Annotated in this window: 17 protein-coding genes and 1 tRNA gene; 9 read left to right on the top strand and 9 right to left on the bottom strand. The window is 55.3% G+C overall.

All coding sequences use genetic code 11. The features are described from left to right. Positions 1 to 27: 27 nt before the first annotated feature. Together OCA8868_RS14545 and OCA8868_RS14540 are read left to right on the top strand one after the other, a co-directional pair. Complete coding sequence (locus OCA8868_RS14545) at positions 28 to 1,920, top strand: beta-galactosidase (RefSeq protein ID WP_093997314.1); 1,893 nt, start codon at positions 28 to 30, stop codon at positions 1,918 to 1,920. Continuing rightward, entirely contained in the window at positions 1,917 to 2,861 is a 945-nt protein-coding gene (locus OCA8868_RS14540; RefSeq protein WP_093997313.1) for an aldose epimerase family protein, read from the top strand. The genes OCA8868_RS14545 and OCA8868_RS14540 overlap by 4 nt, the downstream gene beginning before the upstream one ends. Here OCA8868_RS14540 and OCA8868_RS14535 read toward each other — a convergent pair. After that, complete coding sequence (locus OCA8868_RS14535; protein WP_093997425.1) at positions 2,858 to 6,406, bottom strand: hydantoinase B/oxoprolinase family protein; 3,549 nt, start codon at positions 6,404 to 6,406, stop codon at positions 2,858 to 2,860. The two genes, OCA8868_RS14540 and OCA8868_RS14535, sit on opposite strands and share 4 nt — an antisense overlap. A gap of 121 nt (positions 6,407 to 6,527) precedes the next feature. Between OCA8868_RS14535 and OCA8868_RS14530 the strand changes: the two genes are divergently transcribed. Together OCA8868_RS14530 and OCA8868_RS14525 are read left to right on the top strand one after the other, a co-directional pair. Continuing rightward, positions 6,528 to 6,604: transfer RNA gene (locus tag OCA8868_RS14530), tRNA-Met, on the top strand. 76 nt (positions 6,605 to 6,680) lie between these two features. Further along, the gene (locus OCA8868_RS14525; RefSeq protein WP_093997312.1) at positions 6,681 to 8,060 is read left to right on the top strand and encodes an FAD-binding oxidoreductase; all 1,380 of its coding nucleotides are present in this window, start codon (positions 6,681 to 6,683) and stop codon (positions 8,058 to 8,060) included. Between the two features lie 213 nt (positions 8,061 to 8,273). On the opposite strand, the gene hemC is transcribed toward OCA8868_RS14525, so the two are convergent. After that, positions 8,274 to 9,239, bottom strand: coding sequence for a hydroxymethylbilane synthase (gene hemC, locus OCA8868_RS14520; protein WP_093997311.1), 966 nt, complete (start codon positions 9,237 to 9,239; stop codon positions 8,274 to 8,276). Between the two features lie 93 nt (positions 9,240 to 9,332). Between hemC and hemE the strand changes: the two genes are divergently transcribed. Then, complete coding sequence (gene hemE, locus OCA8868_RS14515; protein WP_093997310.1) at positions 9,333 to 10,367, top strand: uroporphyrinogen decarboxylase; 1,035 nt, start codon at positions 9,333 to 9,335, stop codon at positions 10,365 to 10,367. 10 nt (positions 10,368 to 10,377) lie between these two features. Here hemE and OCA8868_RS14510 read toward each other — a convergent pair whose 3' ends face one another. Then, positions 10,378 to 10,902, bottom strand: coding sequence for a hypothetical protein (locus tag OCA8868_RS14510; RefSeq protein WP_093997309.1), 525 nt, complete (start codon positions 10,900 to 10,902; stop codon positions 10,378 to 10,380). Continuing rightward, positions 10,893 to 11,789: an oxygen-dependent coproporphyrinogen oxidase gene (gene hemF / locus OCA8868_RS14505; protein WP_093997308.1), complete on the bottom strand. Its 897-nt coding sequence runs from the start codon at positions 11,787 to 11,789 to the stop codon at positions 10,893 to 10,895. Before hemF ends, OCA8868_RS14510 begins: the two co-directional genes overlap by 10 nt. 108 nt (positions 11,790 to 11,897) lie before the next feature. Here hemF and OCA8868_RS14500 point away from each other — a divergent pair, with 108 nt between their 5' ends. After that, a complete protein-coding gene (locus tag OCA8868_RS14500) occupies positions 11,898 to 12,287 on the top strand; it encodes a hypothetical protein (RefSeq protein ID WP_093997307.1) in 390 nt (129 codons plus the stop codon). Here the strand turns inward: OCA8868_RS14500 and OCA8868_RS14495 are convergent, their stop codons facing one another. From OCA8868_RS14495 to clpS, 3 genes are read right to left on the bottom strand one after another with little or no spacing between them, the layout of a single operon-like run. Beyond that, positions 12,288 to 13,091, bottom strand: a complete 804-nt coding sequence (locus tag OCA8868_RS14495) for an SDR family NAD(P)-dependent oxidoreductase (RefSeq protein WP_093997306.1) — start codon at positions 13,089 to 13,091, stop codon at positions 12,288 to 12,290. A gap of 44 nt (positions 13,092 to 13,135) precedes the next feature. Continuing rightward, positions 13,136 to 14,074 carry a class I SAM-dependent methyltransferase gene (locus OCA8868_RS14490; RefSeq protein WP_093997305.1) on the bottom strand — a complete coding sequence of 313 codons (939 nt, stop codon included), beginning with the start codon at positions 14,072 to 14,074 and terminating at the stop codon, positions 13,136 to 13,138. Between the two features lie 22 nt (positions 14,075 to 14,096). After that, positions 14,097 to 14,438: an ATP-dependent Clp protease adapter ClpS gene (clpS, locus tag OCA8868_RS14485; protein ID WP_093997304.1), complete on the bottom strand. Its 342-nt coding sequence runs from the start codon at positions 14,436 to 14,438 to the stop codon at positions 14,097 to 14,099. A 111-nt stretch (positions 14,439 to 14,549) separates the two neighbouring features. Between clpS and OCA8868_RS14480 the strand changes: the two genes are divergently transcribed. The 3 genes from OCA8868_RS14480 to OCA8868_RS14470 all read left to right on the top strand — a co-directional run bounded on the left by OCA8868_RS14480 (position 14,550) and on the right by OCA8868_RS14470 (position 17,601). Continuing rightward, complete coding sequence (locus tag OCA8868_RS14480; RefSeq protein ID WP_093997303.1) at positions 14,550 to 15,245, top strand: HAD family hydrolase; 696 nt, start codon at positions 14,550 to 14,552, stop codon at positions 15,243 to 15,245. 229 nt (positions 15,246 to 15,474) lie between these two features. Continuing rightward, complete coding sequence (locus tag OCA8868_RS14475) at positions 15,475 to 16,893, top strand: D-alanyl-D-alanine carboxypeptidase family protein (RefSeq protein ID WP_370738004.1); 1,419 nt, start codon at positions 15,475 to 15,477, stop codon at positions 16,891 to 16,893. Between the two features lie 15 nt (positions 16,894 to 16,908). Further along, entirely contained in the window at positions 16,909 to 17,601 is a 693-nt protein-coding gene (locus OCA8868_RS14470; protein WP_093997301.1) for a fumarylacetoacetate hydrolase family protein, read from the top strand. Here the strand turns inward: OCA8868_RS14470 and OCA8868_RS14465 are convergent. Both OCA8868_RS14465 and OCA8868_RS14460 read right to left on the bottom strand, forming a co-directional pair. Beyond that, positions 17,598 to 19,181, bottom strand: coding sequence for an ABC transporter ATP-binding protein (locus tag OCA8868_RS14465; protein WP_093997300.1), 1,584 nt, complete (start codon positions 19,179 to 19,181; stop codon positions 17,598 to 17,600). The genes OCA8868_RS14470 and OCA8868_RS14465 overlap by 4 nt on opposite strands. Continuing rightward, positions 19,178 to 20,323 (bottom strand): ABC transporter permease, encoded by a 1,146-nt coding sequence (locus tag OCA8868_RS14460; RefSeq protein ID WP_093997299.1) that lies wholly within the window; start codon positions 20,321 to 20,323, stop codon positions 19,178 to 19,180. The genes OCA8868_RS14465 and OCA8868_RS14460 overlap by 4 nt, the downstream gene beginning before the upstream one ends. Positions 20,324 to 20,325 lie beyond the last annotated feature (2 nt).

Genomic DNA, 20,325 nt, shown 5'->3' with positions numbered 1-20,325 from the left:
CCTCGGCCCAAAACCCATAGGACCATCATGAAACGCACACTCGGCGTCTGCTATTATCCTGAACACTGGCCCGAAGATATCTGGGCAGAAGACGCACGCCGAATGGTGGATGCGGGGCTAAGTTGGGTCCGCATTGGCGAATTCGCGTGGTCGCGACTAGAGCCGAAACCGGATGAGTTCGATTGGGGTTGGCTGGACCGCGCGATTGATGTTCTGGGCAATGCAGGCCTGAAAGTCATCCTTGGCACACCCACTGCAACGCCACCACGCTGGATGCTCGACAAGCATCCCGATATGCTTGCAGTTGATGAACAGGGCCGCCCACGTGGTTTTGGTTCACGACGCCACTATTGCTTTTCGCACCGTGGTTACCGTGAAGAAAGCAAGCGTATCACGCGCAAGTTCGCCGAACGATACGGGACAAATAAACACATTCAAGCATGGCAAACGGATAATGAATATGCCTGCCACGATACAACCCGCAGCTATTCCGATGCCGCAACTGAAGGGTTCCACTTCTGGCTGGCACAGAAGTACCAATCCATTGATGCGCTCAATCGTGCCTGGGGCAATGTGTTCTGGTCGATGGAATACGATGACTTCGTAGACATCGATTTGCCCAACCTGACTGTCACGGAACCAAACCACCCTCATGTCCTTGATTTTTACCGTTACTCCTCAGACATGGTTGTCGGATTCAACCGCGAACAAGTTGATGAAATCCGCAAACACACCAGCGCGCCGATCATTCACAATTACATGGGGCGCGAGACATCTTTTGATCATTTCAAAGTTGGCGCGGACCTTGATATCGCATCTTGGGACAGCTACCCGATAGGATTTTTGTCCGACCGCTTAGAAGGTTCACCCGAGTTCAAGAGACGGTTTTTGCGCCAAGGTCACCCTGATAATCAGGCGTTTCACCATGATCTTTACCGTGCCGTTGGCAAAGGTCGATGGTGGATCATGGAGCAACAACCGGGCCCTGTGAATTGGGCACCCTACAACCCAGCCCCGTTGCCCGGGATGGCGCGACTATGGGCATGGGAGGCCTTTGCACATGGCGCTGAAACCGTGTGTTATTTCCGCTGGCGTCAGGCCCCATTTGCCCAAGAACAAATGCACGCAGGGCTGTTGCGTACAGATGACCAAGATGCGCCAGCACTGGCTGAAGCCCAACAGGTTTCGCAAGAAATCAACGACTTGCCAGATGTAGGCACGGCAAAGGCAGACGTTGCTTTGGTGTTTGATTATGAAAGCGCGTGGGCGTGGGAAGCGCAACCGCAAGGTGCGGACTTTGATCAGTTCCGGCTTGCATTTTCAGCATACCGTGCCTGTCGTCGCGCCGGCCTAAACGTGGATGTCCTGCCACCGGACACGGATGATCTGTCAGCATACAAATTCACGCTCGCCCCAGGCCTCATGCACCTATCAGGGTCGCTACGGAACGCCCTAACTGGAGCAACCGCGCTGATCGGTCCGCGAACGGACACCAAGACACAAGACATATCTATCCCGACCCCACTTGGCCCGAACGTCGACGGTTTGAATGTTTCCGTAACACTTACCGAAAGCCTGCCACCGGACGTCGGCGTGCCGCTGGAAAACGGTGGGCAATTCGTGCATTGGCGCGAGATGCTGGAGGGGGACGCGTCCGTTACATTGCGTACCACTGACGGGCATGCTGCGATCATGGGCGATAAACTTCGCTACCTTGCTGGCTGGCCGGATGATGCGACTTGGGACCTGATCCTAAAAGATCTGTGCGATGAAACCGGCCTAACGCACCACGCGTTACCTGACGGTCTTCGTATCAGGAACACTCAAACCCATCGCTTCGTGTTCAACTACGCCCCAGAAACGATCGAATGGAACGGCACCGAAATACCTGCCGCGGGCGTCCATTGGGAAGCGCTTTGACACAGTTTGGGACAACCTCCGACGGCCGGACCGTTGATGCACTGACAATCTCGGCGCACGGATTGAGTGCACGTGTCTTGACGCTTGGCGCAATTTTGCAAGACGTTCGGTTGAGCGGCATTGAACACAACCTGACTGTCGGCGCGCCTGACTTATCCCGCTATGAGGGTACGTTTCAGTATCATGGAGCAATCGTTGGCCCAGTCGCCAACCGCATTACAAATGCAACTGCCGTTATCGACGGATATGATCATCGTTTTGAGGCAAATTTAGACGGCAAGCACACGCTTCATAGCGGGACACGTGGCACACAAACGCGCATCTGGGACGTGGCCCATCACAGTGTTGACCGTCTAGAACTAACGCTGAAGTTAGGTGACGGTGACGGCGGCTTTCCCGCGAACAGAACGGTAACCGCGCGATTTGAAATCCTTGAAGGCCCTGCCTTGCGTCTGGCCATCATGACAACAACCGATGCGACCACCGTCGCCAACCTAACCAATCACAGCTATTGGAACTTGGACGGTAGCGATCACATGCGCGATCATTCATTGCAGATCGATGCTTTAGAATATCTACCAACAGACGAAGCAAGTTTTCCAACCGGAGAGATTGCACCCGTCCGTCAAACACCGTTCGATTTCACGGAACAAAGGCCGCTCGCGCTGGGGTCTCCGCCTGTTGATCACACATTCTGCATTACAAAGCAGCGCCGCGCATTGACTGAAGTATTGCACCTTACTGGCGCGAATGGCCTATCGATGCGTGTCGCAACGACAGAAACCGGCATGCACATCTACGACAATCGCCCCGCTCACGATAGCATCGCAATCGAAGCCCAAGGTTGGCCCGACGCACCGCGCCACAACCATTTCCCAAGTATCGAAGTCGCGCCCCAAGCCCCGATTGAACAAATCACACAGTGGCGTTTTTCTCGCTAGGGTTTTCCCCAGCCTCCGCCACCCGGTGTCTCGAGGTAAAACGCGCCACCTGCAGGCAAGTCGATCTCATCGTTCCCGCGCAAATCGTGACGCGTCCCATCAGGCATTACTGCCCAATTGCGCCCGGCCGCACCGTTTTCGCCGCCGCCCACGCCGAACGGCTGGACAACCCGATGAGAACAAAGCGTCGTCACCGTGACAGGTTCCAAGAACGTCATGACGCGGCGGGCACCGTTTCCGCCTGTAAAGGCTCCAGCACCACCGGACCCATCACGAACTTCGAACCGATCGAGCCGAACAGGAAACCGTTTCTCCAGAATTTCCGGGTCCGTCATGCGCGTGTTGGTCATGTGGCTTTGCACGGCATCACATCCATTGAAATCGGGGCCTGCGCCGGTGCCACCAGCGATCGTTTCATAGTTCTGAAACCGCTCATTCCCCCAAACAAAGTTGTTCATCGTGGCTTGCGAGCCAGCGATAACAGCCAACGCACCATAAAGCGCGTTACAGGCCGCTTGACTGACTTCGGTATTGCCCGCAATCACAGCTGCCGGATAAGTCGGGTTCAGCATGCTGCCACTCGGCGCAACAATCTTGAGCGGTTTCAAGCACCCTTCGTTGAGGGGAATGGCTGAGCCAACAAGCGTGCGGAAAACATACAGCACCACGGCACAGCAAACCGAATAGGGGGCGTTGTAATTGCCGCTATGCTGCGCACTCGTTCCAGTGAAATCAACAGTCGCAGTACGAGTGGATTTATCCACGGAAACGGAGACTTGTATCGTTTGGCCGATGTCCATCGGGTAGGTGAACGACCCATCTGACAATCGATCAATCACACGGCGTACGCTTTCTTCTGCGTTGTCTTGGACGTGGCCCATATAGGCTGTGACGACATCCACACCATAGCCAGAGCAAATCCGTTTTATCTCCGCCATACCCGTCGCGTTCGCAGCCACCTGTGCCTTCAGGTCCGCAACGTTCTGATCAATGTTGCGGCACGGGTATCGCCCTGATGACAGCGTCGCGCGAGTATCGTCCTCGAGAAAACGCCCCTTTGAAACCAGCTGAACATTGTCGATCAACACGCCCTCTTCATCGATGTGTTGACTGTCGGGCGGCGCGGACCCCGGCGTGCGGCCGCCAATGTCGGCATGATGTCCCCGTGACCCAAGCCAGAAGCGCGGCTTGCCATCGATAAACACAGGCGTAACCACCGTGACATCCGGCAAATGCGTACCACCGTTGTAGGGCGAATTCAGCATGAACGCGTCGCCCTCGACCACATATGGCCAGCCTTTCATCACCGTTTTGATACTGTCGGACATGGACCCCAAATGCACCGGAACATGTGGCGCATTCGCCACCAGATCCCCAGAGCCATCAAAGATCGCGCAGGAAAAATCAAAGCGTTCTTTGATATTCACCGACTGGCTCGTGTTGGCCAAAGTCGCGCCCATCTGATCCGCCACGGACATGAATAAGTTGGACATCACCTCAAGCACGACAGGGTCGACTTCGGTGCTTGCGCTGCGGTTTGTTTGTTGCGCCTCAGACGTCAAAACTAGATTACCCAATGTATCCACTTCTGCTGACCAATTGGGTTCGATGACATTGGTGCCTGTCGGTTCCAAAATGATCGCAGGGCCTCTGACTTTATCGCCTATTCCCAACGATGCACGCTCATAGAATGGGCGATCATGTACAGCGATTGGGTCAGGGGATTGCGCTTGTTTTACCCGAAGGTCGGGCAGTGCCGCGCCCTCGCCAATGGCCTCGGCGCTCAGCATTTCGAACAGAATTTCGGCCTCAGGGCTTGTGAACCCGAAACGCGCCAAATGTGCCGCCTCAAACGCGGCCTTCATCGCGTCAGCCGCACCAAAGGCAACTTTCAGGTCTTGCTGTGTCCCGCTGTAGCGCAAGTAGGCCCAGAGTTCGCTACGTACGTCTTTCGCGCCTTGGGACAACACCGCATCACGCGCAGCAGATCCCAGTTCAGCCAAGGTCGCTTCAGCCTTTGACACATCAGCAAGCGGGGCGTCAAACTGAACCTCTCGCAAATCGCGCAGTTCAGCCAAGCCCATGCCAAACGCGGACAGAACGCCCGCGAACGGATGGATCAGCACACGGGACATGCCCAGCGCCTCGGCCACAAGGCAGGCGTGCTGCCCACCTGCGCCACCAAAGCACTGCAAGGTGTAATCCGTCACGTCATGACCACGCTGAACACTGATTTTCTTGATCGCATTCGCCATATTATCGACGGCAATCGCAAGGAACCCCTCGGCGATGTCTTCCACCGCGCGTGGTGCTTCACCACTTTCGTTGGCGACCTCTTCAGCGAGGGCTTCAAACTTTGACCGTACGGTCGCAACGTCCAGAGGTTGGTCACCGTTTGGCCCGAACACATGGGGGAAATGATCTGGGTTCAGCTTACCCAACAGCACATTGCAATCGGTGACGGTCAGCGGCCCACCACGGCGATAACACGCAGGGCCCGGGTTGGCACCTGCGCTTTCCGGACCAACCTGAAAACGGCCATCGCCGTACCGACAGATCGACCCACCACCTGCCGCAACCGTGTGAATATCCATCATAGGTGCCCGCATCCGCACGCCAGCGACTTCGGTCTCAAAGGAGCGTTCGTATTCGCCTGCATAGTGGCTCACATCGGTAGACGTGCCGCCCATGTCAAAGCCGATCAACTTGCCATAGCCAGCGGCCTCAGCCGTCTTGACCATGCCGACGATTCCACCGGCAGGACCGGACAAGATCGCGTCGCGCCCGTGGAAACGTCCAGCATCTGTTAGGCCGCCACTGGACTGCATAAAAAACAACCGCTCACAAACGCGGCCCACATCCAACGCACCCGCGACTTGGTTTACATATCGCCGCAGAATTGGTGACAGATAGGCATCTACAACCGTCGTGTCCCCACGTCCAACAAGCTTGGCGAGGCGCGAAACCTCATGACTTGTGCTAACTTGTGTAAACCCGATTTCCCGCGCGATTTCTGCGATCAGAATCTCGTGTGCAGGGTTAAGATATGCGTGCAACAGTGCAACCGCGACGGCCCGCACCCCTTTATCAAACGCCGATTGTAGAGCGGCACGCACCGCCACCTCATCCAGACCTTTCAGAATGCTACCATCCGCATTCAGGCGCTCCTGCACCTCCGCGACTTCGGTGTACAAAAGTTCAGGGCGCTTAATCTCAAGCGCGAACAAATCGGGCCGCGTTTGATAGCCGATCTTAAGAAGATCACGAAAACCTTCGGTGATCAGCAACAACACGTCCTCGCCTTTTCGTTCCAGCAACGCGTTGGTTGCAACGGTCGTGCCCATCTTCACAGCAGAAATCGAACCGACGGGGGGATTCGGAGTGCCAATCAAATCATGCACCCCTTGCACGGCTGCATCTGCGTATTGCTCTGGATTCTCCGACAGAAGCTTTTGAGTCACCAATTTTCCATCAGGTGTGCGTGCAACGATGTCGGTAAATGTACCGCCCCGGTCTACCCAAAATTCCCACTGTTTTGATGACATAATGCGCCCTTTGTCTTTGTCAGCGGACTTGATCAAGGTGCGAGACTAAGAACAACCCCCCAAAAGCGTCAGTTTCGATTTGACAGGCAGCGCTAGCGCGACTATTCCGCCCGCTGTGCATGGCGTTATAGCTCAGTTGGTTAGAGCGAACGACTCATAATCGTTAGGTCCCTGGTTCAAATCCAGGTAACGCCACCACACACCCTTTATTTCGACTTGTCTCCCTTTGATTTCACGCACAAGTTGCGTAGGCTCTGACTGCTAGAGGTAATGTATGGCACTGTTGCAAGATTTTGAGGCGATCGTAGGGACCGCCAATGCGTTGACCGGGGACGATGTCGCGCGCTGGTCAAAAGACTGGTCGGGCAAGTATTCTGGCGAACCTGGTGTCGTTTTACGCCCAGCATCCACACAAGAAGTCTCGCAAATCATGGCACTGGCCAACGAACAGCGCCAATCCATCACCCCGGTTTCGGGCCATACTGGGCTGGTTGGCGGCACCTACGCCCCCGGTGGCGTTTTGCTGTCCCTTGATCGGATGAACACAATTCATGACATCAACACCAGTGCCCGTACCGCTGTGGTCGATGCTGGCGTGATTCTATCCTCATTGCACGACGCCGCAGAAGCCGAAGACCTGATTTTTCCACTGACTTTCGGCGCACGGGGTTCTGCAATGATCGGCGGCGTGATGTCTACCAACGCGGGCGGGTCCAACGTGCTGCGTTACGGCAATACACGTGATCTGGTGCTGGGCCTTGAGGCCGTGCTTGCTGACGGTCGAATCGTCGACCTCATGACAGCGCTGCACAAAGACAATTCCGGCCTGAACCTGCGCCAGCTTCTGATTGGCTCTGAGGGGACCCTTGGCGTCATCACCAAGGCCGTCGTCAAACTCGCACCCAAGCCCAAAGCCTACGCAACGGCTATGGTTGCCACGCCGACCCTTGAAGACGCACTTACCCTACTGAACCGCACTCAAGACGCCACGGGCGGCGCGGTCGAGGCGTTCGAATACATGCCGCGCAACTATATCGACGTCTATATGGACCGCTTTGAAGGTGCACGCGAACCGTTCGAGGGGCCCCAAGACATCAACATCATGGTCGAGGTCGCCACTACGACTGATACGGACGTGAATGAAACCTTGCTCGAGATCATGTCCGATATGATGGAAAGCGGCATGGTCCTAGACGCCGCCGTTGCCCAAAACGAATCCCAACGTCGCGAAATGTGGGAACGCCGTGAAGCCGCCGCAGAGCTGGCGTTCTGGCGCCAACCCATCGTCGACACCGATATCGCATTCCCACTCGATCTGGTTCCGGAGTTTTTTGAGCGTGTAGGCGTTGCCATGGCCGCGCTCGACCCTGACCATGAGCCGAACTTCGTCGCGCACCTAGGGGACGGCAACATCCATTACAGCGTCTACCCCTCGCGTGACGATCAAGACTTAATGGACAAAATCATCGAAGCCGTGGAAGACATCGTCGCCGACCTCGGCGGCAGTTTCTCCGCCGAACACGGCGTCGGCCTGTCCAAACTCAACACCATGCGCCGCCGAAAAGATCCAGTCGCCCTTGATATGATGCGCAAGATTAAAGGCGCACTAGATCCCAATGGCATCCTCAATCCGGGGAAGTTGATACCGGATTAGGGGAATGGCGGGAAGAATGACACTTGCGCGAAGATTTGGACTTGCCACTATCATTTTCGTTGGATTGATCTGGTTAATTGATAGTGTTTTTCTTCAAATAGACAGTTGCTTGGACGCAGGTGGCAGTTGGGATGAAGCCACGAAAAGTTGCGAACTTGAGGAGTAAGACTCACATTTTGCATTCGGTTAAGAAGTACAGTGAACGGACTTCAGTTAACCCGCCACCACCGCCTCAAAGAAATCTGGTCCAGCTTGACCAAGTAATTCTTCAGCCAGACTGCGTCCGATAGCAGCACCATCCGCAATCGGCCCACGCCTCTCTCCGGTAAACACTTGGCTGCCATCCGGCTTCAATATTTCTCCGCGCAGCCAAATCTGGTCACCCTCAATCAAAGCCAAGCCCGCAATCGGTGTTTCGCAAGACCCATCAAGCGCCGCCAGAAACGCGCGTTCCGCCGCCATTTGCTGCCCCGCCGCGACGTCATGAATAGCCACCAGCATATCGCGCGCACGTAGATCGTCGACGCGGCGTTCGATGCTGATGGTGCCTTGGGCAATCGCTGGCAACATATCTTCAACGGATATCGCGCCCGTCGCGTGAACACCCATATCCATGCGGTTCAGCCCCGCCATCGCCAAAAACGTCGCTTCGGCCACGCCGTCCCCCAGCTTTTTCAACCGCGTCTGCACGTTACCGCGAAATTCAACGACCTTCAGGTCCGGACGTTTCGCCAATAGCTGTGCACGACGGCGCAGGCTGGATGTGCCAACCACGGCGCCCTGCGGCAGATCGGAAATTCCGGCATGATTAACAGACACGAACGCATCGCGCATATCTTCGCGCGGCAAAAACACGTCCAGCACCAACCCATCGGGCTGCTCAACTGGCATGTCCTTGGTGGAATGCACCGCGATATCAATATCGCCGCGCAACATCGCCTCTTCGATCTCTTTGGTGAACAAACCTTTGTTGCCAATCGTCTTCAGCGCGATATCCGCATCGATCAATGTGCGATCATCACCGGTCGTTTTGATCACGCAAATCTCAAACGCATCTTCAGGTAAATCATGCGCTTTCATCAAGCGGGCACGGGTTTCATGAGCCTGCGCGACCGCCAAGGGCGATCCACGTGTACCGATTTTCAAAGGCTGGGCCGCTGAGGGCAAATCAATTTCCATAACGCACAATTAGCCGCGCCCCGTGGCCCTTACAACCACTTGACTCGGCAACGCCCAAACGAGACACCGACAAGAAAGCAATTGGAGGCCATAATGAGCACGCAAAAGACAATTCTTCGCGCCCTAGCAGGTGAAACCCTGCCAACGCCCCCGATTTGGATGATGCGGCAGGCGGGCCGCTACTTGCCAGAATATAAAGCCACCCGCGCGCAAGCCGGTGATTTCCTGTCCCTGTGCTACAATCCCGAACTCGCCGCTGAGGTCACATTACAGCCAATTCGCCGCTACGGTTTCGACGCGGCCATCCTGTTTGCTGACATTTTGCTGCTGCCCCAAGCTTTGGGCGCTGATTTGTGGTTTGTCACCGGCGAAGGCCCGCGCCTGTCGACAATCACCACGTCAGATGAGCTGAAGGCGCTGAAACCCGTCAGCGCGATCCACGACACGCTTTCCCCGATCTATGAAACGGTCAAAATCCTGTCCCGTGAATTGCCGTCCGAAACAACACTCATAGGCTTTGCGGGCGCACCTTGGACCGTTGCGACCTATATGATCGCGGGCAAAGGCACGCCGGATCAAGGGCCAGCACATGCATTGAAAGATGCAAACAAAGCCGTTTTCGAAGGGCTTCTTGATGTGATCACCGAGGGCACGATCGATTACCTGTCAATGCAGATCGACGCTGGCGCCGAAGTCGTTAAGCTCTTCGACAGCTGGGCGGGTTCGCTTAAGGGTGATGACTTCCTAAACTACTCGATCAAACCAATGGCCCGCATCGTCGCCGCGCTTAAGGCAAAACACCCGAATACACCGATCATCGCCTTCCCCCGTGGCGCGGGCGAGAAATACGTTGGTCTCCACGAGGCCATTGGTGCCGACTGCATTGCGCTGGATGACGGTGTCACAGCCGCATGGGCAGCCGACAAAATGCAAATCGGCGGCTGCGTGCAGGGCAACCTGAAATCATCCCACATGGTCACTGGCGGCGACGCCCTCGTTTCGGAAACACGTCGCATCGTGGATGCGCTGCAAAACGGGCCGCATATCTTCAACCTCGGTCACGGGATCACGCCAGACGCGGATCCAGAGAACGTTCAATTGATGATTGATACGATCAGAAACGGCTAAGCGCGGGGGCCTAGATCAGCGGATCATGGGCCCATTGCAGCAAACCCTGCCGTTGGCGCGGGCGGCAAAAAATGTCGCCCGGGTCGCAGTTTGCCCGCACCTGCCCCGCATGCCGTGAAAACGCACGCCAGCGTTTGATTTGAACCGCGTCGAGCGCCTCAATGCGACGACCCAAATAATAGCGGCAATACCATTGAAACCAGCCACGTGGGTCGGGCTCGTATATCCAGCCCTTTCGACGCCATTCCGAGAGGCGTTGGCGGCTTTTTACACCGAAATAGTTCAGCTCAACGTTCGCAACGTCCGATGTTTTGGCTCCATCAAACCATTCAGTGGGCAATTCATCGGTGCAGTCGTTGCAATACTTGCCCTCAAACACGCCCATCGCCAGCATTTCTGCCGGCGAGTAATGGGGCGTGAACCCGTCCGCCAGGCCGCCAACATCAACGGCCAATTCATATCGGTAATCGCGCTGCATACGGTCGTTGACCTCAATCACAAGACCCGCGCGGTAGTCTTTTTCGCTTAAACCCATTTTGCCAACGGCGGCAGGCTCATCAGCACTGCATTCGCGTCATGCCCTGTTTCTAGGCCGAACTTCGTTCCGCGATCATACACAAGGTTATATTCCGCATAGAGGCCGCGATGCACAAGCTGCGCATCCTTGTCAGCTTCAGACCACTCGTTGTTCCGGCGTTTCTCAACCAAAGGCACATAGGCGGGCAAAAATGCGCGCCCCAAGTCCTGCGTCAGGGTGAAATCAGCGGCCCAATCACCCGTGCAGTGATCGTCCATAAACACCCCCCCAACGCCACGAGCGCGGTTGCGGTGCGGGATGTAGAAATACTCGTCCGCCCATGCCTTGAACTTGGGGTAATGCGCGTCGCCATGTGTGTCGAGCCATGCTTTTTGCGTGTCATGAAAATGCGCCGTGTCCTCATCATATTCAATGCAGGGGTTCAGGTCAGACCCACCGCCAAACCACCACGCATGGGGCGTCCAGAACATGCGAGTATTCATATGAACCGCAGGTGCGTGCGGGTTTTGCATATGCGCAACAAGGCTAATACCGGACGCCCAAAAGCGCGGATCATCGGCCATTCCATCCAGCCCCTTACGGGCCATCATTGCCGCCTGCGCGCGCGCACCCAAGGTGCCGTAAACGGTCGAGATATTGACGCCGACTTTTTCAAATACACGCCCGCCACGCATCACTGACATCAAACCGCCACCGGCGTCCTCGCCGCTATCACCAGTGCGTTTGGTTTCAGTCACTTCAAATCGCCCGGCTGGAAGGTCAGAAAACGTACCTTCCATCTGAGTATCTTCCAAATTTTCAAAGGCTTTCACAATCTCATCGCGCAGCGTGCGGAACCACGCCGACGCCGTTGATTTCTGCTGTTCCATGTCATCCAACGCCATGTCGCTACCCGATGTTATTGCATATCAAGCAGACCTATCATTGATTGTAAGAGCAGGCCAAGCGCCCGCAAAGCGACCGCGACCATATGGCTGCCAAAGGAAGACCTAATGACCTATAAGACCCTATTTCTCGTTCCGCTCATAGCTCTGGCGGCGTGCGGCACTCCGCGAGAACAATGCATAAACAACGCGAACCGGCCTGTGGCTGCAATTGATCGGCAAATCGCCGTTGCACGCGGCAACATTCAACGCGGTTATGCTCTGGCCGAGGTCGAAGACGTACGCATTGTCCGCACCGTGTGCGAGCGCGACAATCCTGATGGAACCGTATCACGGTATCCATGTTCAGAAACTGAACGCTTCACCCGTGAAGTCCCAGTTTCAATTAGTGTTGCAGAAGAACGTGTTAAACTTGCCGAACTTCAAGAACGCCGTGCCGCAGCAGTACGCAATGCCCAAGCTGCCGCCCAGCAATGCATCGCCACTCATCCGGAATAGTTAGTGCGCAGGTGAATTGGCCGGATCGATCAAGGTCCGGCCGCCGTCGACCGTAATAATCTGACCGGTCACGAAACTCGACGCATCTGACGCAAGATACTGTACCGCGTCGGATACTTCCCCCGGCCCTGCAATGCGGCCCAAGGGCGTGTGTTCGATGATATCGCTGCGATATTCGTCATGCTCTTTAAGCTGCTGTTGCAGGCTCGATGACATCACAGAACCGAAGGCAACTGCATTCACACGGATGCGCGATGGCGCCAGTGCAACCGCCATGGACCGCGTCATCTGATCGAGCGCTGCGGTGGAAACTGAATATCCCAGTAGGTCAGGATTTGCGCGTCGTGCCGCGATAGAGCTGAGGTTGATGATCGATCCAACGACGCCTTCTTCTTGGTCTTCTGCTTGCTTGATCATGCGCTTTGAAATCGCCTGCGTCAGACGAAGTGACGTCATCAGGTTTTGGTTCAACAGCGCTTCAACCTGGTCTTCTTTTGGGTTCAGAGGATCAGACGGCACCATCTGGCGGGACGCGTTCACAAGAATGTCTACACGTTCGAAGCTATCAATCGTCATCGACAATAGGTTGTTGATTGAAAGTTTCTGGCGCAGATCACACGCGAAACTCCGGTAGTGTTCCTGTTCGATTTCAGATGAACCCAGCTCTTCTTCAAGGCGCTCCTCATCCATATCTGCAAACACGACATTTGCGCCTTGAGAAACAAAGTGTCTCCCGATCGCAAGGCCAACACCGTTCGCGGCACCCGTGACGATGGCTGTCTTACCGGCAATTGAAAAGGACATGAAAGCTCCTGACGCCCGACTAGATTCGGGCAGGCTACGGGAATTTAGCGTTTTGGGCGAGTCGCGCGGAATATCTTGAACGCGCCAGAACCGGAAAGCTCTTCGACGCGGGCGAATTTGGCGTCAAGTTCGGCCTCATAGGGCAAGTGGCGGTTTGCGACCATGTAGAACACGCCGCGCGGGTTCAGAATTCGTGCAGCAGTTGCGATGAACCCTTTGCCAAGATCAGGGTCGCCTGCGCGACTGGCGTGAAAGGGCGGGTTTGAGATGACGGTGTCATATGGACCGCCTGAATAGGTAAGCGCGTCTGTCCAAACGTCCCGCGCGCGCGGGTCATTGGTGTTCTCAACCGCACACTCAAGCGCAGTCTTTTCCGCTTCGATCATATCAAGGCGCGTCACATCCTCATGCGTAAGGATCTCACGGCTGAGATACCCCCAACCAGCGCCAAGATCAGCGACCTCGCCTTTCAGGTTATCGAGGTGATCGGCCAACAAGGCCGATCCCGCATCGATCTTGGCTTCGGAAAACACGCCCGCGACGGTTTTATACCCTTCTGGTGACTTAACCGTCGTGTCCCATTTGGGTGTTGCACCGGCCTCAAACCAGAAAAGGCGCCCGTGGCCTTTGGTGATAACGCCCAAGATCGGCGCGACCTTGCGAATGTCTTTATAGACGCTTTCAACGCCATCCGTTTTCTGCCCGTCAACGATTACCAAACCACCCGCGGCAATCGCAGACATAATCATAGTCCGCGCAAGGGTTTTGGACCGCGGCAACACAACAAGTGTTCCAGCGCGTGCAGCGCCGTCACCGATGAAACCCATCGCGTCCCAGTATCGATGATCTGGATAATAGGTCGCTTCAACGCTCACATCGCTTAGGCCCGCCAGATCATAGCCAGCAGGTGGGCGCAGAACGTGCAGGGTTCCGGACAGGTCCAGACCTTCGTCCAGCGCGGTAAAAAGGCGGGAATGTTTCATGTAATCCGAGTGGGCATGCGCCCTACTCTTTCTCCATTGTGCACTGCAGCGGATGCTGATGACGACCAGCATAGTCCATCACAAGGGCAACCTTGGTTTCCGCGATCTCATGCGAAAAGACACCAACGACCGCTAGTCCTTTTTGGTGAACTGCCAACATAATCTCAACGGACTGGTCGTGGGTCATGCCGAAAAAGCGTTCTAAAACCGTCACGACAAATTCCATAGGCGTGTAATCGTCGTTCAGGATCATGACTTTATACAGCGGCGGGCGTTTGGTTTTCGGACGTGTTTCAAGTTTAACACCGATATCGCTATCGCTGTCATCATCCCGATCAGCCATCATGTTAACGTCGTGCAGCATCTTAGTCCTTTGGCGCGAGTCTCTAGCAGAGTGTGCGTTCAGCCGCTTAATATAACCTTCACACCCCTTATGAAAAGGGGGGCACGATATTCAGCTTCAAGGGGCCTTTAAATGAACAAACCAAATTGGACCATCGCTTTTGACGCTGATGATACACTTTGGCACAACGAGCGTGGCTTTGCGTTAACACAAGCTCGTTTTGCTGAGCTTTTACAGGAGCACACCGACGGTGATCACTTGATGCAACGCTTGTTGGCGGCTGAGCGTCGCAATCTCGACATCTACGGATTCGGTATCAAAGGGTTCACGCTGTCGATGGTCGAAACCGCGCTTGAAGTCACAAATGGCGCTGTTTCTACCGATGTCATTTCAGAACTTCTTGCGATGGGGCGTTCAATGCTTGCAGACCCAGTCGAACTTCTGCCCGGTGTTCGAGAGGCGATTGAAGCGGTTAAACCGGACGCCGAAATCCTGTTAATCACGAAAGGTGACCTGCTGGATCAAGAACGTAAGCTCGCGCAATCCGGACTTGGAGATCTTTTTGATGTGGTTGAGATTGTAAGCGACAAAACACCTGACATCTATTCACGTATTTTCGCCCGCCAAGACACGGCCCATCAGATGATGGTGGGCAATTCGTTGCGCTCGGATGTGATACCGGCAATCGAAGTTGGCGCATGGGGCGTCCATGTTCCGCATGAGCTGACATGGGAATATGAGCATGCCGAAGCACCCGTCACGCATCGCCACTTTCGCCAAATTTCCACGCTCAGCGATTTGCCTGAGCTGGTGAAACACCTGACGTAAGGGACAATTAACCAATTGCCTCATTCTTGCCTTAATCCGCTATCTAGGGGGTATTCGCAAATTCCACCGCTAGATATGGGAGCCGACGCGCAAGATGTGCATGAAAAGCACACCGAAAGCCTTTGAAATTAAGGTATTTTCTGAAACGCCGCCTTGTGTTAGCCTTATTTCATAAAACGAGACCCCACTAAAAAAATCGGGGCTCACGAGGCAGTAAAGAGGCAGTGGCGTGAAACGTCGTATTCAAAACCCCGCGTTGGCGGGTATTCTTCTATTGATTACTCTCCTGATGGCGGCTTTAGCGCCAGCAACAAGTAGTGCTGCGCCCTACGCGGCGATGGTGATGGACGCACGGACGGGTGAAATTTTGCACTCGCGCAACGCGGATACACAATTGCACCCAGCGTCGCTGACCAAGATGATGACGCTTTATATTGCGTTCCAAGCGGTTGAACGCGGTGAGATAAGCCTTGATGATATGGTTACGATCACCCCCCTGTCCGCCAATGAGCCTCCCAGCAAGCTTGGCCTCGTTGCAGGGCAGCGCATTCAGTTCCGTTACCTTATTCGTGCCGCCGGTGTGAAATCTGCCAATGATGCCGCAACTGCGATTGGTATAGCATTGGAAGGCAACGAAGCCGCCTTTGCTCGTCGCATGACCGCCACAGCCCGCGCTATGGGAATGACACGTACGACATTCCGCAATGCACACGGCCTGACAGAGGCTGGCCACATGTCAACAGCACGCGACATGACAGTGCTCGGTCGCCACATGATTTACGACTACCCCCAATACTATAACATCTTCAGCCGCATCACGACGGATGCTGGCGTGCGCGAAGTCGCCAACACTAACCGCCGTTTCCTGAGCAACTATCGCGGTGCTGATGGCATCAAAACAGGATACACACGAGCAGCCGGCTTCAACCTCGTGGCCTCCGCTGAACGTGGCCAAGAACGCATTATTGCGACAATGTTTGGTGGGTCTTCTACCGCACAACGTAACGCACGCGTGGCTGAACTGCTCGACATGGGGTTTGCCCGTGCACCGAGCACTGCGAACCTCAACCGCCCTAGCCCCGTTGCACCACAAGGGTCAGGAAGCGCAAACGCCCCTGCTCCAGGAACAACTGCGCGAACTGTCCGTGTGAATGGCCTTGTTAGTCGTTCCCTCCGCCCGAACGCACGCGCTGTGCCAGAGGCGCCAGAAGCGCCAACCGTCGCATTGGTCGCGGTCGATGCAGAAGCCATCGAAAGTACCGTCACCGAAGTCCTACAAACAGCCGCCGCAGCGCCTAGCGCAAGCCAAACCCCACAAGCACGCCCTTCGGATGTCGTTCTGGCCGCGGTTCAACAGGCCAGCCCAGCACCAAACGAACCCGAGATCGTCACACGCATTTCTACATCTGGTAGCCGTCATTGGGGCGTCAACGTAGGCCGCTATAATTCACGCTATCAAGCAGAGCGTGTGTTGCTTCGCGTGGCTTTGAACGAAATGTCGACACTTGATGGCAGCCTGCGCCGCGTGAACCAATCGAGCCGCGGGTTTGATGCAAACTTTATGGGATTAACACGTGATGGTGCCGAACAAGCATGTGCACGCTTGCAAGCACGTGGCACCACGTGCTTCATGATCGGGCCTGATTAAACCCAAGGAAGTACAATGGCTGTATTAGACGTCCGCCCACCTAACGCACCTACTCTTCGCACGAGCAAAACGGACCACTACGTTGGCGTGCACCGCGTCTTTTGTGTTGGTCAGAACTACGCCGAACATGTTGCGGAAATGGGCGGCGATGCAAAAGCGGACCCGCCGATCTTCTTTATGAAGCCTGCAAGCGCTGTTGTGGCATCTGGAAAAACGATCCCGTTCCCACCTGCGACAGATAACCTTCATCACGAAGTCGAACTTGTCGTTGTGCTGCAACGTGGCGGCGCGAACATTTCTGAAGCAGACGCCCTAGAACACGTTTATGGCTACGCAACGGGCAATGACCTTACCCGCCGAGACATCCAAGCCGCCGCCAAAAGCAAAGGCGCACCGTGGGATATGGCCAAAGGCTTCGACAATTCGGCAATTGTCGGCACAGTGCATCCTGTTTCAGAAGTTGGTCATCTGAACGCAGGCGCAGTTACCTGTTCAGTTGATGGAGAGACGCGTCAGAATGGTGATTTGAACCAAATGATTTGGTCTGTGCCGGAAGTCATCGCGACTTTGTCCAAGCTTGTGACACTTGAACCCGGTGACATCATCATGACGGGTACACCGGCTGGCGTTGGACCAATCGAAATGGGACAGACTTGTGTTTGTGAGATCGACGGACTGTCACCTGCGAAGGTAACGTTCGAAGCCTAACCAAACGCCGCTTTCATCAATTCTTGCGTGTAGGTTTCCTTCGGGGCGTCAAACACAGCGTCGACGTCCCCCGCCTCAACTATATCGCCACGCTTCATGACCATCACCTTGTGGGACAGCGCACGCACGACTTTCAGATCGTGGGAAATGAACAGATACGCGAGTTGGTATTTCTGTTGCAAATTGCGCAGTAGCTCAACTATCTGAACCTGCACCGTCATATCCAGCGCGGATGTTGGTTCATCCAAAACGACCAACTTCGGGCGTAGGATCATGGCACGTGCAATCGCGATGCGTTGACGTTGGCCACCGGAAAACTCGTGCGGGTAGCGGTCCATCAATGACGGATCAAGTCCGACCTCTTGCATGATATCGGACACCATTTCGCGCGAATTTTTTCCGCCTGCGGTACCATGAACGGTCAAGCCTTCGGCAATGATCTGTTCAACGGTCATGCGCGGACTAAGCGATCCGTACGGGTCTTGAAACACAATCTGCATCTCACTGCGAAGGGGGCGCATTTGGCGGTCGGCCAGCCCCTGCAATTCTGACCCCATAAACACAATGCGCCCTTCCGAGCGGATCAAACGCATAATCGCAAGCGCAAGGGTCGTTTTGCCGGAACCAGATTCGCCGACGATGCCGACGGTTTCCCCTGCCCTCACAGTGAAGCTCGCATCATTGACGGCCTTCACGTAGCCGGTGGTGCGGCGCAACAAACCAGACGTCAGCGGGAACCAGATTTTCAGGTTTTCGGCCTTCGCCACAACCTTTGCAGAAGGATCGACAGGTACTGGCGATCCCGTACTTTCAGCCTCCAGCAAGGTACGCGTGTATTCGTGCTTCGGATTCGCAAAAATCTCGGCCGTGGGGCCGTGTTCGACAATTTCACCGTCTTTCATCACGCAAACACGATCCGCGATTTTGCGCACAATCGTCAGGTCGTGGGTGATGAACAACATCGACATATTCAAGTCGCGTTTAAGGTCTGCCAACAGGTCCAAAATCTGCGCTTGGATGGTGACATCCAACGCAGTTGTCGGTTCATCCGCAATCAGCATTTCAGGGCCGTTTGCCAACGCCATCGCGATCATCACGCGCTGGCGTTGCCCACCAGAAAGCTGGTGCGGATAGGCCGAAAGTCTGCTTTCTGGTTCGTGAATGCCGACCTGCAACAACAGTTCGATGATACGGGTTCGCACGGAATCTCCGCGCAGGCCTTGGTGCAACTCGATGCTTTCGCTCAGCTGTTTTTCGATCGTGTGCAGCGGGTTCAACGACGTCATCGGTTCCTGAAAAATGAAACTGATGTCATTGCCGCGCACACGCTGGAGGTCTTTCTCAGGCGCGCCAACCATTTGGGTGCCGTCATAGGTGATCGACCCGCCATAAGTGGCACTATCGCCAAGCAATTGCACAGTGGACAGCGCGGACACGGATTTGCCCGAACCGGATTCACCAACCAGCGCTACCGTTTCGCCCTTATCAACGTGAAACGACACACCGCGAACGGCGTGGGTTACTTCGCCATCCTGGCGAAAATCAACGGTGAGGTTTTGAACATCGAGAACCCGCGTCATGAGAAAGTCTTTCGCGGATCGAAGGCGTCACGCACGCCCTCGAAGATGAACACCAAAAGCGACAACATGATCGCGAAGGTAAAGAACGCCGTGAAGCCAAGCCACGGTGCTTGCAGGTTTTGTTTCGCTTGCAGTGTCATCTCGCCCAGGGAAGGCGCCGAGGATGGCAGGCCAAACCCGAGGAAGTCGAGGGATGCCAGAGTTGCGATTGTTCCGGTAATCAGGAATGGCAACATCGTAACGGTGGCGACCATCGCGTTGGGCAACATGTGGCGGAACATGATTGTGCGGTCCGATACGCCCAGCGCTTTGGCCGCGCGGACGTATTCGAAATTGCGCGCCCGCAGGAATTCGGCACGCACAACACCGACCAATGCTGGCCAACCGAACAGGATGGTCAAGAAGACAAGCAGCCAGAAACTGCGCCCCAGAATCGCGAATAGGATAATGATGACATATAGCGACGGGGTACTGCCCCAAATCTCAAGCAGACGCTGGAACACAAGGTCCACCCAACCACCGAAATAGCCCTGCACAGCGCCGGCGATGATTCCGATGATCGACGCGCAGGTCGTCACGATGATGGTGAACAGGATCGACAGGCGGAACCCGTGGATCACCCGCGCAACAACGTCGCGTTTGGTATCATCCGTGCCGAGCCAATTGTTTTCATCCGGGGGGGAAGGCGCAACACCGGGAATGTCTACGATGGTGTCATAGCTGTAGGGGATCGGAGGCCAGATCAGCCAGCCTTTAACAAAGTCGGGATCTTCGATCGTGCCTGCACGTGCCGCTTCGATCATACCTTCAGGGTCATCAAAGCAAGTTTGCAAACCACCCGTTTCAATAAGGCACTTCACTTCGATGTCTTTGTATTCGGCCTGCGTGGGGAAATCCCCGCCGTAGTCACGTTCTGAATAGAAGCTGAATATCGGCATACGGTAATCGCCTTGGTAATTCACCAAGATGGGTTTGTCATTGGCCAAAAATTCGGCGAACAGCGACATCACGAACAGGAACAGGAATATCCAAAGCGACCAATAGGCACGGCGGTTGCGCGTAAAATTGCGCCAACGGCGTTTGTTCAGCGGTGACAGACTGAACCGGCTGTTCTTTGGGGCTGAGGGAGTAGCTGTATCCATGT

The organism is Octadecabacter ascidiaceicola, from assembly GCF_900185015.1.
GTDB lineage: Bacteria > Pseudomonadota > Alphaproteobacteria > Rhodobacterales > Rhodobacteraceae > Octadecabacter > Octadecabacter ascidiaceicola.
This window is presented reverse-complemented; position numbering and strand designations above follow the sequence as displayed.

Coding starts and splice junctions, on each gene's coding strand:
- OCA8868_RS14545 (WP_093997314.1), top strand. CDS start 28: ATGAAACGCACACTCGGCGTCTGCTATTATCCTGAACACTGGCCCGAA.
- OCA8868_RS14535 (WP_093997425.1), bottom strand. CDS start 6,406: ATGTCATCAAAACAGTGGGAATTTTGGGTAGACCGGGGCGGTACATTT.
- OCA8868_RS14525 (WP_093997312.1), top strand. CDS start 6,681: ATGGCACTGTTGCAAGATTTTGAGGCGATCGTAGGGACCGCCAATGCG.
- hemC (WP_093997311.1), bottom strand. CDS start 9,239: ATGGAAATTGATTTGCCCTCAGCGGCCCAGCCTTTGAAAATCGGTACA.
- hemE (WP_093997310.1), top strand. CDS start 9,333: ATGAGCACGCAAAAGACAATTCTTCGCGCCCTAGCAGGTGAAACCCTG.
- OCA8868_RS14510 (WP_093997309.1), bottom strand. CDS start 10,902: ATGGGTTTAAGCGAAAAAGACTACCGCGCGGGTCTTGTGATTGAGGTC.
- hemF (WP_093997308.1), bottom strand. CDS start 11,789: ATGGCGTTGGATGACATGGAACAGCAGAAATCAACGGCGTCGGCGTGG.
- OCA8868_RS14500 (WP_093997307.1), top strand. CDS start 11,898: ATGACCTATAAGACCCTATTTCTCGTTCCGCTCATAGCTCTGGCGGCG.
- OCA8868_RS14495 (WP_093997306.1), bottom strand. CDS start 13,091: ATGTCCTTTTCAATTGCCGGTAAGACAGCCATCGTCACGGGTGCCGCG.
- OCA8868_RS14490 (WP_093997305.1), bottom strand. CDS start 14,074: ATGAAACATTCCCGCCTTTTTACCGCGCTGGACGAAGGTCTGGACCTG.
- clpS (WP_093997304.1), bottom strand. CDS start 14,438: ATGCTGCACGACGTTAACATGATGGCTGATCGGGATGATGACAGCGAT.
- OCA8868_RS14480 (WP_093997303.1), top strand. CDS start 14,550: ATGAACAAACCAAATTGGACCATCGCTTTTGACGCTGATGATACACTT.
- OCA8868_RS14470 (WP_093997301.1), top strand. CDS start 16,909: ATGGCTGTATTAGACGTCCGCCCACCTAACGCACCTACTCTTCGCACG.
- OCA8868_RS14465 (WP_093997300.1), bottom strand. CDS start 19,181: ATGACGCGGGTTCTCGATGTTCAAAACCTCACCGTTGATTTTCGCCAG.
- OCA8868_RS14460 (WP_093997299.1), bottom strand. CDS start 20,323: ATGGATACAGCTACTCCCTCAGCCCCAAAGAACAGCCGGTTCAGTCTG.